This is a genomic window from Streptomyces sp. NPDC086554 (genome assembly GCF_040686095.1).
In the GTDB taxonomy this organism is placed as follows: Bacteria; Actinomycetota; Actinomycetes; order Streptomycetales; family Streptomycetaceae; genus Streptomyces.
This window is the reverse complement of record NZ_JBFBJK010000027.1, coordinates 58,611-73,438: the sequence shown is the minus strand read 5'-3', so window position 1 is coordinate 73,438 and position 14,828 is coordinate 58,611. Positions and strand designations below refer to the sequence as shown.

11 protein-coding genes and 1 pseudogene are annotated in these 14,828 nt (G+C 69.9%); 11 read left to right on the top strand and 1 reads right to left on the bottom strand.

The genetic code is table 11. The features are described from left to right. Positions 1–13 precede the first annotated feature (13 nt). Positions 14–1,342, top strand: coding sequence for a glutamate-1-semialdehyde 2,1-aminomutase (locus tag AB0O76_RS34985; RefSeq protein WP_365499884.1), 1,329 nt, complete (start codon positions 14–16; stop codon positions 1,340–1,342). A gap of 27 nt (positions 1,343–1,369) precedes the next feature. On the opposite strand, the gene AB0O76_RS34980 is transcribed toward AB0O76_RS34985, so the two are convergent. Continuing rightward, positions 1,370–2,029 carry a phosphatase PAP2 family protein gene (locus AB0O76_RS34980; RefSeq protein WP_365499996.1) on the bottom strand — a complete coding sequence of 220 codons (660 nt, stop codon included), beginning with the start codon at positions 2,027–2,029 and terminating at the stop codon, positions 1,370–1,372. A 348-nt stretch (positions 2,030–2,377) separates the two neighbouring features. Between AB0O76_RS34980 and AB0O76_RS34975 the strand changes: the two genes are divergently transcribed. From AB0O76_RS34975 to AB0O76_RS34930, 10 genes and pseudogenes are all read left to right on the top strand, one after another. Then, positions 2,378–3,439, top strand: a complete 1,062-nt coding sequence (locus AB0O76_RS34975) for a LacI family DNA-binding transcriptional regulator (protein ID WP_365499881.1) — start codon at positions 2,378–2,380, stop codon at positions 3,437–3,439. Positions 3,440–3,564: 125 nt separating this feature from the next. Beyond that, a complete protein-coding gene (locus AB0O76_RS34970) occupies positions 3,565–4,899 on the top strand; it encodes an extracellular solute-binding protein (RefSeq protein ID WP_365499878.1) in 1,335 nt (444 codons plus the stop codon). Positions 4,900–4,904: 5 nt separating this feature from the next. Then, positions 4,905–5,894, top strand: coding sequence for a sugar ABC transporter permease (locus AB0O76_RS34965; RefSeq protein WP_365499994.1), 990 nt, complete (start codon positions 4,905–4,907; stop codon positions 5,892–5,894). Continuing rightward, complete coding sequence (locus AB0O76_RS34960) at positions 5,891–6,727, top strand: carbohydrate ABC transporter permease (RefSeq protein WP_365499875.1); 837 nt, start codon at positions 5,891–5,893, stop codon at positions 6,725–6,727. The genes AB0O76_RS34965 and AB0O76_RS34960 overlap by 4 nt, the downstream gene beginning before the upstream one ends. Before the next feature lie 48 nt (positions 6,728–6,775). Next, positions 6,776–9,007 (top strand): glycoside hydrolase family 3 N-terminal domain-containing protein, encoded by a 2,232-nt coding sequence (locus tag AB0O76_RS34955; protein ID WP_365499872.1) that lies wholly within the window; start codon positions 6,776–6,778, stop codon positions 9,005–9,007. Between the two features lie 121 nt (positions 9,008–9,128). Next, on the top strand, positions 9,129–10,190 hold the full coding sequence (locus AB0O76_RS34950; RefSeq protein ID WP_365499869.1) for an endo-1,4-beta-xylanase: 1,062 nt from the start codon (positions 9,129–9,131) through the stop codon (positions 10,188–10,190). 205 nt (positions 10,191–10,395) lie between these two features. Continuing rightward, positions 10,396–11,490 (top strand): non-reducing end alpha-L-arabinofuranosidase family hydrolase, encoded by a 1,095-nt coding sequence (locus AB0O76_RS34945; RefSeq protein ID WP_365499866.1) that lies wholly within the window; start codon positions 10,396–10,398, stop codon positions 11,488–11,490. Positions 11,491–11,523: 33 nt separating this feature from the next. Continuing rightward, entirely contained in the window at positions 11,524–12,426 is a 903-nt protein-coding gene (locus AB0O76_RS34940) for an alpha/beta hydrolase (protein WP_365499863.1), read from the top strand. A 141-nt stretch (positions 12,427–12,567) separates the two neighbouring features. Next, a pseudogene (locus AB0O76_RS34935) lies at positions 12,568–13,676 on the top strand (endo-1,4-beta-xylanase); the annotation flags it as partial. Between the two features lie 179 nt (positions 13,677–13,855). Continuing rightward, positions 13,856–14,827: a glycoside hydrolase family 6 protein gene (locus AB0O76_RS34930; RefSeq protein WP_365499860.1), complete on the top strand. Its 972-nt coding sequence runs from the start codon at positions 13,856–13,858 to the stop codon at positions 14,825–14,827. The last annotated feature ends 1 nt before the right edge of the window (position 14,828 follow it).

Sequence of the window (14,828 nt, the reverse complement as noted above, 5' to 3'; positions counted from 1 at the left end):
AGCTGAAGTCAGCGTGGACACCGAAGAGTTCCGGCTGCCCCGGTCGCGGGCGGCGAACGAGCGGCTGCACGCCCTGATCCCCGGGGGCGCGCACACCTACGCCAAGGGCGACGACCAGTACCCCGAGAACCTCGCCCCGGTCATCAGCCACGGCCGCGGTGCCCATGTGTGGGACATCGACGGCAACCGCTACATCGAGTACGGCTCAGGCCTGCGGTCGGTGAGCCTCGGCCACGCCCACCCACGCGTGACCGAGGCGGTGCGCCGCGAAGTCGACCGCGGCAGCAACTTCGTCCGCCCGTCCATCCTGGAGGTCGAGGCCGCGGAACGCTTCCTGGCCACGGTGCCGACCGCCGAGATGGTGAAGTTCGCGAAGAACGGCTCCGACGTCACCACCGCCGCGGTGCGCCTCGCCCGCGCCGTCACCGGGCGCCCGCGGGTGGCCATCTGCGGCGACCATCCGTTCTTCTCCGTCGACGACTGGTTCATCGGTACGACGCCGATGTCCGCCGGCATTCCGGCGGCAACCACCGAGCTCACCGTGGCTTTCCCGTACGGGGACTTGGCCGCCACGGAGGAGCTGCTGACCCGGTACCAGGACGAGGTCGCCTGCCTGATCCTCGAACCTGCCACCACCCACACCGAGCCGCCGCCCGGCTACCTCACCGGCCTGCGCGAACTGGCCGACCGGCACGGCTGCGTACTGATCTTCGACGAGATGATCACCGGCCTCCGCTGGTCCGAGGCGGGCGCCCAGGGCCTGTACGGCGTCGTGCCCGACCTCTCCACGTTCGGCAAGGCGCTGGGCAACGGGTTCGCCGTCTCCGCGCTTGCCGGGCGCCGCGACCTGATGGAGCGGGGCGGCCTTCGCCACTCCGGCGACCGGGTGTTCCTTCTCTCCACCACGCACGGTGCGGAAACGCACTCCCTGGCAGCCGCGATGGCCGTGCAGACCACCTACGCCGAGGAGGGCATCACCGCGCAACTCCACGCCCTCGGGGAGCGGTTGGCCGCCGGTGTACGCGATGCCGCGGCGATCATGGGCGTCGGCGACCACATCCTCGTCCGGGGCCGGGCCAGCAACCTGGTCTTCGCCACCCTCGACGAGAACCGGCAGCCGTCGCAGCAGTACCGCACCCTGTTCCTGCGCCAACTCCTCGCGGGCGGGGTCCTTGCCCCGTCGTTCGTGGTGAGCAGCGCGCTCGACGACGCCGACATCGACCACACCGTCGACGTCGTGGCGCAGGCATGTGCGGTGTACCGAAAGGCACTTGACGCCGCCGACCCCACGCCCTGGCTGGCCGGGCGACCGGTAAAGCCCGTATTCCGCCGCTTGGCCTGAAGTGACATGACATGACATGACATGACGTCAGAGGCGCTGCCACCGACCGTTGTCGGCGATCCGGTCGACCAGCCACGCGGTCGCCGGTACCACCGCAAGGGCGGTGCACCAGCCGCCCAGGACGTCGGTCGGGTAGTGCGCGCTCAGGGCGACCTGCGCCCATCCCATGGCGGCTCCGGCAGTCAGGGCCGCGGTGAGTACGAGCAACGTACCGGCCGTCCTGCCGAGGCCGAACCGGTCGGCCGCGAGCAGCGCCACCACGAGGGCGAGCGCCGTGAGGAAGGCGGTGTGCCCGCTCGGATAGCACAGGTTGCCTTCACCGTGGATGGTGCGTCCCACCAGATGCTTGAGCAGCTTCGCCGTCCCCACGGTCAGACCGGCACCGGCAACGACGAGCACCGCCGCGCGAGGACGCCGGAGCAGCAGGCAGCCCGCCACGGCGGCGACGACCAGCGTCGCCGCTCCGGCGGGCTCACCCAAGAAGTCAATGGCCAGAGCGACGCGCCGCCACGGCGGCCGCACACTGTCCGCCGTCGGCTGGATGATCCACCTGTCCACCCGGCCGGGCTCGCTGTGCCCGGCGTACAGGACCCCGAGTACGACGACCACCAGCGCGGCCAGGGCCGCTGTCAGCCCTAGCCACGCGCGCAGCGACGGGCGTTGTTGTTTCCGGACGACTCCTGCCAGGCGATCCAACGCGAGCCCCCGTCGTGTGCCCTGCTTCGTGGCGTCCCTGAAGCCAGATCCATCATTCTGGCGTACGGACACATACGAGCAGTGCCGAAACAACAACTCGGCAAGAAGATGACGGAGGTGAAGACGCGCCGGCGGCCGCCCTCGTCCTCGGCGCGTGGCCGGATCGAGGCCACCAGACGCGGATCGTCGGCGTCGCCTCCTGGGAAGCGCGACGAAACGCGCAGTACGTTCGACGGGCCGGACGGAAGGGCGGGGCTGCCCGCGTGTGGCCGACGGCATGGCCTACGGTTTCCGGAAGGCGGCCGGAGGGTTTCCGGGCGTACAGCTACGGAGGTGGGGATGGTGGCCGGGGAAGGCGCTCAGCGCAAGGCAGGAACGCAGAGCCCGGATGGTACGGCGAAGGTGACGATCGCCGAGATCGCGCAGGAGGCCGGGGTGTCCGTGCCGACCGTCTCGCGGGTCGTCAACGGGCGCTCGGACGTCTCGCCCGCGACCCGCGCCCGCGTCGAGGACCTCCTGCACCGGCACGGCTACCGGCGTCGGCCGACCGCGCCCGGGGCCCGAGCGGCCCTGCTCGACCTGGTCTTCAACGACCTGGACAGTCCGTGGGCCGTCGAGATCATCCGGGGTGTGGAGGAGGTCGCGCACGAGGCGGGCGTGGGCACGGTGGTCTCCGCGATCCACGACCGGGCGGGCGCCGCGCGGCAGTGGATGACCAATCTGCGGGCCCGCGCCTCCGACGGGGTGATCCTCGTGACGTCGGTGCTCGCACCCGGGCTCCACGACGAACTGCGGCGCCTGGGCGTGCCGTTGGTGGTGATCGACCCGGCCGGATCCCCCGCCACCGAGGCGCCGACCGTGGGCGCCACGAACTGGGCGGGCGGGATGGCGGCGACCGAGCATCTGCTCAAGATCGGGCACCGGCGCATCGGGTTCATCGAGGGCCCGCCGAGGCTGCTGTGCTCACGGGCCCGGCTCGACGGCTATCGAGCCGCGCTCGACGTGGCCGGGGTCGCCGTCGACGACGCGCTCGTGGTGCCCGGTGACTTCTACCACGAGTCCGGATTCACCGGCGCGGGGCGGCTGTTGGACCTCGACGAACCGCCGACCGCGATCTTCGCCGCGAGCGACCAGATGGCGCTCGGCGCGATCGAGGCGCTGCGCCGTCGCGGCCTCCGGGTGCCGGAGGACATGAGCGTCGTCGGCTTCGACGACCTGCCGGAGGTGCGCTGGTCCTCGCCTCCGCTCACGACAGTCCGTCAACCCCTGTCCGACATGGGCAAGTTGGCGGCGCGGATGCTGCTCGACCTCGCGCGGAACGTCGATCTGGCCTCACCGCGGGTGGAACTGGCGACCGGGCTTGTGGTCCGCGCGAGCACCGCATCGCCGCGTCACCCATAGCGGAACGGCCCACTCCGGGGGTGTCAACGCCCTTTTCTGTCAGGGGCGTTGACACCCCCGACGCATGCCCGTAATTTCCATGGCCGTCTCCCGATAGTTCTCGGAAACCTTCCGGAAGGTGCGCCATGCCAGCCTTCGACCGAGCCGTCGCGTCCGCGTCCGGCGCCGTGTCCTCAGCTCTCTCCCGCCGCCGGCTCCTGGCGACCGCGTCGGCGGTGGGCCTTGGCGCGGCCGGTCTCTCCGCCTGCTCGGACTCCGGGTCCACCACCACCGACAGCCAGGGCCGGACCGTCGTGGAGTGGTGGCACATCCAGACCACGGAGCCGTCGCAGTCCGTCTGGCCCGAACGGGCCAAGGCGTTCGAGGCCGAGCACCCCGATGTGCGCATCAAGCTCGTCTCGTTGGAGAACGACGCCTACAAGTCGAAGATGACGGCGCTGACCAGTTCCGGAAAGCTGCCGGACATCTACCACACGTGGGGCGGCGGTGTGCTCGAGCAGCAGATCGACGCCGGTCTTGTCGAGGACCTCACCCCCTCGATGCAGCCCTGGGCGGACACTCTCATGCCGGCTTCGTTGAAGCCGTACCAGATCGACGGGAAGACGTACGCCGTGCCTTTCGAGATCGGGGCGGTGGGCTTCTGGTACAACAAGGCGCTGTTCGCCAAGGCCGGCGTCAAGGCGCCGCCCGCCACCTGGGCCGATTACCTCGACACGGTCAAGAAGCTGAAGAGCGCCGGCATCACCCCCATCGCCCTCGCGGGCAAGGAGAAGTGGCCCGGCATGTACTACTGGGCCTACCTGTCCATGCGGATCGCCGGGGTCGACGGCATGCGGAAAGCCGCTGATGCCAAGGACTTCACCGGCGACGACTTCGTCAAGGCGGGCGAGCACCTCAAGGAACTCGTCTCGCTCCGGCCGTTCCAGAAGGGCCACCTCGGTGCCGCGTACTCCACGCCCACCGGGGAGGCGGCCGCCATGGGCAACGGCAAGGCGGCGATGGAGCTGATGGGCCAGTGGGCGCCCGTCGTGCAGGCCGACGCGGGCAAGGGCATCGGCAAGGACCTCGGGTTCTTCGCGTTCCCCGCGGTCGCGGGTGGCAAGGGCGCCCTCACCGACATCTTCGGCGGAGGAGGTGGCTATGCGGTGCGCAAGGGTGCGCCCAAGGCGGCCGTCGATTTCCTGAAGTTCTTCATGACGGCCGAGTCCGACCGCATCCTCGTCACGAAGGCCTCGATCATGCCCGTCGTCAAGGACGCCAGGAGCGCCCTGACCGACCGCAATCTCAAGCTCGTCTCCGACGCCGTCGACGAGGCGACCGGCTTCCAGCTCTACCTCGACCAGGCGTACCCGCCGGCCGTCGGCCAGGAGATCAACGACTCGGTGGCCGCCCTGATCGCCGGGTCCAAGTCGCCCGAGCAGGTGTCCCGTTCCGTCACGCAGGTCGCGAAGAGCCAGTGACCGAGATGGCCTCCACGTACGTGAAAGACCCCACGCCCGCCACCGTCCCACCGCGGCAGCCGGACACCAGGGCAAGGCGACCGCCGGCCCGGCGGATCGTCGACTGGCTGACCCCCTTCTGCTTCACCCTGCCCGCCCTGCTCCTGTTCGGCGCGCTGGTGCTCGCCCCGATCCTGTACGCCCTCTACGTCAGCCTCTTCAACTGGGGCGGATTCGGGGCCCCTTCGGACTACGTGGGCCTCGACAACTACGGTCGGCTCCTGCGCGATCCGGTCTTCCTCGGCGACCTGTGGCGCGGCCTGCTGCTCGTGCTGTTCTCGGTGTGCGTGCAGCTGCCGTTCGCGCTGGGCATGGCCGTGCTGCTCAACCAGAAACTGCGCGGGCGGGCCCTGTACCGGATGCTGTTCTTCGCCCCCTACGTGCTGTCCGAGGTCATCACCGGCGTCCTGTTCGCCATGATGTTCGCGCCGGACGACGGGCTCGCCGACAAGGCGCTCGGCTCGGTCGGCCTCGACGGCCTCGGCGGACTGTGGTTCGCCGACCAGGACCATGTGCTGCCGACCCTGTTTCTCGTCATGACGTGGAAGTACTTCGGCTTCCACATGATGCTGTACCTGGCCGGGCTGCAGGGCATCCCCGCCGAACTGCACGAGGCGGCCCGCATCGACGGCGCGGGCCCCTGGCAGCGCTTCCGTCACATCACCCTGCCGCTGCTCGGGCCGACGGTCCGCATCAGCGTCTTCCTCTCGGTGATCGGCGCCATCCAACTCTTCGACCTGGTGTGGGTGGTGACGCAGGGCGGGCCCGACCACCACTCCGAGACCATGGCCGTGACCATGTTCCAGTTCGGCTTCAAGCGCTACCAGATCGGATACGCCAGCGCGATCAGCATCGGCATGTTCCTCATCAGCCTCGTCTTCGCCCTCATCTACCAGCGCTCCGTGCTGCGCCGCGACACCCAAGGAGCCCTCACCACCATGCGAGCCTCCCGATGAACGCGGGCGTGCGCAGAAGGCTGCGCTCCGTGCCGTTGTACGTGATCGTGTGGCTGGTCGGCATCGCCATGGTCACGCCGCTGTTGTACGCGCTGGTGTCCGGGTTCAAGTCCACCGACCAGCTCTCCGACAACACGTTCGGACTGCCCTCGCCGTGGGTGACGTCCAACTACACCGACGTACTCGCCTCCGGCTCGTTCTGGCGCATGCTGGGTGCCTCCACGCTGATCGCCGTCGGCACGACCGTCCTTACGGTGGGCGCCGCCGCCCTCGCCGCCTTCGCGCTCGCCCGTTTCGCCTTCCGGGGCCGGGAGGTGCTCTTCACCCTCTTCGCCGTGGGGCTGATGTTCCCGTTCGCCGTCGCGATTCTGCCGCTGTTCGTCCTGCTGCGCACCTTCGGTCTGCTCGACAACCCCTGGGGCGTGATCCTGCCGCAGGCCGCGTTCGGACTGCCCATCACCATCGTCATCCTGCGCGGCTTCTTCCGGGAGATCCCCGGCGAGCTCGAGGAGGCCGCCACTCTCGACGGCTGCTCGGCGTTCGGCTTCTTCTGGCGGATCCTGCTGCCCATGGCGCGGCCCGCGCTCGGCACCGTGTCCATCCTCGCCATCGTCAGCAGCTGGAACAACTTCCTGCTCCCGCTGCTTGTGTTCAGTGAGCAGACCTGGTGGACGATCCCCATCGGGGTCCAGCAATTCCAGGGCCAGTACGCCACCGACATCGCCCGCGTCTTCGCCTATCTCATCCTCGCCATGGTGCCCGCCCTCGCCTTCTACGCCGTCGCCGAACGGCAGTTGATCGGCGGCATCACCGTGGGCGCCACCAAGGGCTGAGCCCTCAGGCGCCAACACCCCCGTTTCGCACCGCACTTGAGGAGTTCCATGGTCGAGCCATGGCAGGACACCACCCTGCCCGCCCACGTCCGGGCGGCGGACCTGCTTGCCCGGATGACCGCCGAGGAGAAGACCGCCCAGCTGTCCAGCGTATGGATCGGCGCCGAGCCCGATGACAGCGGGGCCTCCGACGTCGCTCCCGGCCAGCACACCTACGCGGCCCGCAGTGCAGCGCTCGACGCCCTGCTGCCCCATGGCCTCGGCCACCTCACCCGTCCCTTCGGCACCGTGCCCGTCGACCCCGCCGAGGGCGTCGCCCGCCTCGCGGAACTGCAGCGCACCATCCGCGCCGGCAACCGTTTCGCCCTGCCCGCGATCGCCCACGAGGAGTGCCTGACCGGGTTCACCGCCTGGCAGGCCACCGTCTTTCCGACCCCGTTGGCCTGGGGTGCCACCTACGACCCGGCGCTGATCACCGAGATGGCGCAGGCCATCGGTACGTCGATGCGCGTCGTCGGCGTCCACCAGGGGCTCGCCCCGGTCCTGGACGTCGTACGGGATCCGCGCTGGGGCCGTACCGAGGAGGCGATCGGCGAGGACCCGTACCTCGTCGGCACCATCGGCACCGCCTATGTGCGGGGCCTGGAGTCGGCCGGGATCGTCGCCACGCTCAAGCACTTCGCCGGGTACTCGGCCTCGCGCGCCGCCCGCAACCACGCGCCCGCCTCGCTCGGACCCCGGGAGCTCGCGGACGTGATCCTGCCGCCGTTCGAGATGGCACTGCGCGACGGCGGCGCCCGCTCCGTGATGCCCGCCTACAACGACGTGGACGGCCTGCCCGCCCACGCCCACGCCGAACTGCTCACTCAACTCCTTCGCGCGCACTGGCAGTTCAGCGGCACCGTGGTCTCGGACTACTACGGCGTCTCGCTGCTTGAGGAGGCGCACCGGATCGCCGACGGGGAGGGCGGCGCCGCACGGCTCGCCCTCGCGGCCGGTGTCGACGTGGAGCTGCCGGCGGCCCGTTGCTTCAACCCCGCTGATCCGCTCCCCGAGGACCTGCTCGACCGGGCCGCGCTGCGTGTCCTCATGCAGAAGTGCGAACTGGGGCTGCTCGACCCGGACTGGGAGCCCGTCGCGGGCGGGGCGGCCGTCGACCTGAACCCCCCGCACATGCGGGATCTTGCGCGGAAGGTCGCCGAGGAGTCGGTCGTCCTGCTCGCCAACGACTCCGGGGTGCTGCCGCTGAGCGACGGGCCGCGCATCGCCGTCGTCGGGCCGCTGGCCGACGAACAGGCCGCCATGCTCGGCTGCTACACGTTCCCCCGGCACGTGGGCGTGCACCATCCCGAACTGCCCACAGGTGTCGAGGTGTTGACGCTTGCCGAGGCGTTGCGCGTGGAATTCCCGCGCGCCGTGTTCGTCGACGATCCGGCGGCGGCCGACGTCTGCCTGGCCGTGGTCGGCGACCGGTCGGGCCTGTTCGGGCGCGGCTCGTCGGGCGAGGGCTGCGACGTCGAGGACCTGCAACTGCCGTACGGGCAGGGCGAGGTGCTCGACGATGCGATGGCCTCCGGTGCGCCGGTCGTCATCGTCGTGCTCAGCGGAAGGCCCTACGCGCTCGGCCGCTGGGCCGACCGGGCCGCCGCCGTCGTCCAGACGTTCTTCCCCGGGCAGGAGGGCGGCGGTGCCGTCGCGGGTGTCCTCTCCGGCCGGGTCGATCCCTCCGGGCGCCTGCCCATCGGGGTGCCGCGCGCCCCCGGTGGCCAGCCCGCGCCGTACCTCGCTCCGCCGCTCGGCCGGCACGGTTTCCCCAGCACCGTGGACCCGACACCCCTGTACCCGTTCGGGCACGGCCTCTCCTACACCACGTTCAGCTGGGGCCAACCACTGTGCGACGCCACGGAGTTCGCCACCGACGGCGAGACAACGCTGCGGCTGACCGTCCGCAACACGGGTGACCGCCCCGGAACCGAAGTCGTCCAGCTCTACCTCCACGACCCGGTCGGTACCGTCGCCCGCCCCGAGGTCCGGCTCGTCGGCTACGCCCGGGTGCCGCTGGAGGCCGGTGCCTCGGCCGAGGTGCACGCCACGTTGCCCGCCGATCTCGCCGCCTACACCGGCGCCGACGGCTGCCGCGTCGTCGAACCGGGCGCCCTCGAACTGCACATCGCCGCCTCCAGCGCCCATGTCCACCACACTGTGCCGCTCACCCTGACCGGACCGGTGCGCGATGTCGGGCACGAGCGCCGGATGTGGTGCGAGATGCGCGTCAAGTAGCTCGCACCCGGGCCCGTCGTGCCGCACCCGGGCCCGTCGTGCCCGCACCCGGGCCCGTCGCAAGGTCAACCGAAGGTCCCTGCCCCGTAGTTGAGACGTCCCGACCCGAGGAGAGACACCCATGCGCACCCCCGCACGCCGCACCGCCGCCGCGCTCGCAGCTCTGCTGCTCTGCCTGGCCGCCGCCCCCGCCACCCACGCGGCGAGCCCCCACCGGCACCGGGCCGCCACCCTCGACGACCTGGCCCGGCAGCACGGCCGCTACTTCGGCTCGGCCGTCGACAATCCGGAGCTGGCCGACACCGCGTACAGCGATCTGCTGGGCAGCGAGTTCGGCCAGACCACCCCCGGCAACGGCATGAAGTGGGACGCGACCGAACCGCGGCGCGGCGTCTTCGACTTCACCGCGGGCGACGAGATCGTCAACTACGCACACGCCAAGGGTCTGAAGGTGCGCGGCCACACCCTGCTGTGGCACAGCCAGCTGCCGAACTGGCTCACCTCCGGAACCTGGACCGCGGACGAGCTGCGCGCGATCCTCAAGAGCCACATCACGCAGGTGGTCAAGCACAACCGCGGCAAGGTCTTCGCCTGGGACGTCGCCAACGAGATCATGAACGAGGACGGCACGTACCGGCAGAGCATCTTCTACAAGACCCTCGGTCCCGGCTACGTCGCCGACGCCCTGCGCTGGGCCCGCGCCGCCGACCCGAACGTCAAGCTCTACCTCAACGACTACAACGTCGAGGGCCTCGGCGCGAAGTCCGACGCGTACTACGCCCTCATCAAGCAGCTCAAGGCCGAGGGGGTGCCCGTCGACGGCTTCGGCATGCAGGCCCACCTCGCGCTGCAGCACGGCTTCCCGAACGATGTGCGGGGCAACATACGTCGCTTCGCCGACCTAGGCGTCGACGTCGCCGTCACCGAACTCGACATCCGCATGATCCTGCCCGCCGACGAGACCGAGCTGGCCCAACAGGCCGACTGGTACGGGAAGATGACCAGCGCCTGCCTCGCCGTGCGCCGCTGCGTCGGCATCACCCTGTGGGGCTACTCCGACGGCCACTCATGGATCCCCTCCACCTTCCCCGGCGAGGGCGCCGCCCTGCCCTGGGACGAGAACCTCGGCCACAAGCCCGCCTACGACGCGATCCGCAACGCGCTCACGGCGGCCAGGTCGTAGACGTCAGGGCCGATTCGCCCGGCCCGCCGGAGCCCTCTAAGTCACCTGCTCACCCCAGGTGTTGAAATCTTCGCGCGAAACTTTCAAGTAAAGGCCGAAAATATCGCGCGCACAGCATTGACCGGGCTCCGTCAAGCGCCCCACTATTCCTACGTCCGTAGATCCGGCCACTGTTCGGTATATCGACCAAGCCTCGGAGTTACCCATGCTCTTGACGCATCGTCTCCGCCCCCGCCCCCATCGCCGCCACGCCTATGTGGCCCTGCTCATCGCCCTGCTGGCAGCGTTCTTGGCCGTGCCCGCCGAAGGAGCGACACCGGCGGGCACCCACCGGCAGGACCTGCCGGGCAGTTTCCGCTGGTCGTCCACAGGACCGGCGATCTCACCGCAGCAGGACGGCAGCAACTCCGTCGCCGTCAAGGACCCCTCGGTGGTCCAGGACAAGAACGGTAAGTGGCACGTCTTCATGACCACCGCCGCGAGAACCTCCGGCGACTGGAGCCTGGCCCAGACCAGCTTCTCCGACTGGTCCCAGGCCGCCGGTGCGAAGCAGACCCATCTGGAGACCGCTTCCAAGATCGGCCCCGGCTACCGTGCCGCCCCGCACGCCTTCTACTTCGCCCCCAAGGACGAGTGGTACCTCGTCTACCAGACCGGTCTGCCGTCGTACTCCACCACCAAGGACATCAACGACCCGACCAGCTGGTCCGCGCCGAAGAACCTCATGGACAGCATGCCCGACATCGTCCGGGAGAACATCGGCAACGGCAGCTGGCTCGACTTCTACGTGATTTGCGACGACGCGAAGTGCTACCTGTTCTCCGCGGACGACAACGGCCACGTGTACCGGTCCGAGACCACCGTCGCCAACTTCCCGAACGGCTTCGGCAACACCCAGATCGTGCTCCAGGACTCCCGCTTCGCACTCTTCGAGGGAGGCGCGGTCTATCGCGTCAAGGGCACCGACACCTACCTGCTGATCTGGGAGGCCATCGGCAGCGACGGCAACCGGTACTACCGCTCCTTCACCTCCAAGGGCCTGACCGGCAAGTGGCAGCCGCTCGCCGACACCGAAGCCAACCCCTTCGCCCGCTCCACCAACGTCACCTTCCCCGGCGGCGCCTGGACGAAGGACATCAGCCACGGCGAGCTGCTCCGCGCCACCAACGACCAGACCATGACCATCGACCCCTGCCGGCTCCAGCTCGTCTACCAGGGCCGGGACCCCAACTCCGGCGGCGAGTACTCGCAGTTGCCCTACCGGCTTGGCCTGGCCACCCAGACCAACTCCACCTGCTGAGGCCTCCCTGTCCCCCCACGCAAGGAGTCACACATGTCGTTCAGTCGACGTACCTTCCTCGGCCTGACCGCGGCCGCGACAGCGGGTCTGAGCACCCCCCTGCTCGGCTCCGCACTGCACCCTGCCTCCGCCTCCGAACTGTCGGCGCCCCGCGCGGAGTTCGCCATCGGAGTGCGCCAGTTCAACTGGAGCCGCGGTGCCCGCTCGCTGTTCACCAAGGTCTTCTACCCCACCCCCGGCGCACCCGGCGGTGCCCCCGTCCCCAACGCCCCTCTCGCCGAGGGCGTGTTCCCCGTCGCCGAGTGGAGCCACGGCATGGGCGGCAACTCCGATTCCTACGCCTCGCAGACCCACGCGATAGCCTCCGCCGGCTTCATCTGCCCCGCCCCCTCGTTCTCCGACAACACCAACATCGGCTCCGTCTACGGAGGCGAGTGGTCGAGGGACGTCTCCGAGGTCATCACCCGGACCCTGGCCCTGAACGGGAGCGGCCCCTTCGCCGGGCATATCGACACCGCGGCCGGCGTCGGCGTCTCCGGGCACTCGATGGGCGGCATGACCACCCACGGTCTGGTGACCGCCTGGCCCGACGACCGTATCGCCGCCGCGGTCCCGGTCGCCTGCGTGGACATGGGCACCCCCGCCGCCTCGGTCGGTGCGGGCGTGCTGTTCATCCACGGCGACAAGGACCCGACCTGCGACTACGCCCTGGCCCGGCGGGCGTACGACGAACTGCCCGCGCCCAAGGCGTTCCTCACCCACGTCGGCGCGGACCACGCCGCGTACCTGAATCCGGGGTTCCCCACCTTCGGCCGGACCCAGAACACCCTCGTGGACTGGTTCCGCTGGCGTCTGTACGACGACACCGCCGCCCGCGACCGCCTCCCCGCCGACGCCACCGGCGACGGCACCCGCTGGGAAGCCGCCCTGGCCTGACGGCCCACGGCCGTAAGAGTCCAGGCCCGGCACTGCCACATCTGTCATGAACGCGCCCAGCATGCGCCTCAAGCTGATCACGCCCTGAAGAGGTCCACCGATCGCACCACGCAACTCCCCACCCACCCCCCGAGGAGAACCATGAACCCGCTGAAACGGCTCGGCTGTCGCCGAGCCTCGGTCCTGGGCCTGCTGGCCGCGACCCTCCTGGTGACACCCGGGACCGCGACCGGCGCGCCCGACGCCGTCCAGGCCTCCACCCTGGGCGCCCAAGCGGCCCAGTCCGGGCGCTACTTCGGAACCGCCGTGGCCGCAGGCCGGCTCGGCGACGGCACGTACACCGGCATCCTGGGCCGAGAGTTCAACTCGGTCACGCCCGAGAACGAGATGAAGTGGGACGCGACCGAGCCGTCCCGCGGCTCGTTCAACTTCGGCCCCGCCGACCAGATCGTCAACGGCGCGAGGTCCCGCGGTCAGAGCGTGCGCGGTCACACCTTGGTCTGGCACTCCCAACTGCCCGGCTGGGTCAGCTCCATCAGGGACGCGAACACCCTGCGCGGCGTGATGAACAACCACATCACCACCGTGATGAACCACTACAAGGGCAAGATCCACTCCTGGGACGTGGTCAACGAGGCCTTCGCCGACGGACCCAGCGGCCAGCTCCGCAGCTCGGTCTTCCGGGACGTGCTCGGCGACGGCTTCATCGAACAGGCATTCCGGACCGCCCGGTCCACCGACCCGGCGGCCAAGCTCTGCTACAACGACTACAACATCGAGAACTGGAACGACGCCAAGACCCAGGACGTCTACCGCATGATCCGCGACTTCAAGGCGCGGGGCGTACCCATCGACTGCGTGGGCCTCCAGGCCCACTTCGGCACCGGCGGCCCGCCCGCGAACTTCGGTACGACACTGGCGAACTTCGCCGCCCTCGGCGTCGACGTACAGATCACGGAACTGGACATCGCGCAGGCGTCACCGACGGCGTACGCGAACACGGTCAGGGCCTGCATGAACGTCGCACGCTGCACCGGAATCACCGTCTGGGGCATCCGCGACAGCGACTCCTGGCGGGCTTCGGAGAACCCGCTGCTGTTCGACCGCAACGGCAACAAGAAGCCGGCGTACAACGCGGTGCTGACGGCGCTGGGCGGCACGCCCGCCACCACCCGCGGCGCCCCCGATGCCGCCGCCCGGCCCAGCAGTCAGCCGTGAGCTCCAACGGCCTGCTGATTTCGCCGAAACCTCTTGTCCTGCGACGACAACGGACACGTGTGCCGCTCGCAGGCGACCGTCGACCGGTTCCCGAACACCGTCATCGCACCTCCTGACCGACCGTGCCGTGGGGAGCGCTTCCGATGGGAGCGCTCCCCATGCTCACCGCCCACCATCCGACGCATCCCTGTCTGAAATCCGAGGTACCGTCATGCGCCGCAGACTGCTCGCCCTGGTGGCAGCGCTCTCCTCGCTGCCGCTGCCGCTGGCGCTCGCCGCCGCACCGTCCGCCCACGCGGCCGACCCGACGACCATGACCAACGGGTTCTACGTGGACCCCGACTCCAGCGCGAAGCAGTGGGTCGCTGCCAACCCCGGTGACGGCCGGGCACCCGCGATCAACGCCTCCATCGCCAACACCCCGACGGCCCGCTGGTTCGGCTCCTGGAGCGGCACCATCGGCACCGCCACCGGCGCGTACGTGGGCGCCGCGGACGCCCGGGACAAGCTGCCCATCCTCGTCGCCTACAACATCTACAACCGCGACTACTGCGGCGGGCACTCCGGGGGCGGAGCCTCCTCGCCGTCCGCCTACGCGAACTGGATCGCCCAGTTCGCGGGCGGGGTCGCCGACCGCCCGGCCGTCGTCGTCCTCGAACCGGACTCCCTGGGGGACTACGACTGCATGACCCAGGCCCAGATCGACGAACGCGAGGGCATGCTCACCGGCGCGCTCGCCGAGTTCAACCGCCAGGCTCCCAACACCTGGGTCTATCTCGACGCCGGCAACCCGGCCTGGGCGAGCGCGGCGACCATGGCCCGGCGCCTCCACGAAGCCGGTGTCCGACAGGCGCACGGCTTCTCGCTCAACGTCTCCAACTACTTGACCACGGCCGAGAACACCGCGTACGGCAAGGCCGTCAACAGTGAACTGGCCGCCCGGTACGGCTACACCAAGCCGTTCGTCGTGGACACCAGCCGCAACGGCAACGGCTCCGACGGCCAGTGGTGCAATCCCTCAGGCCGCCGCATCGGCACGCCCACCCAGCTGGGCGGAGGCGCCGAGATGCTCCTGTGGATCAAGGTCCCGGGTGAGTCCGACGGCGACTGCGGCGCCGGAACCGGCTCCTCGGCCGGACAGTTCCTCCCCGAGGTCGCCTACAAGATGATCCACGGCTACTGAT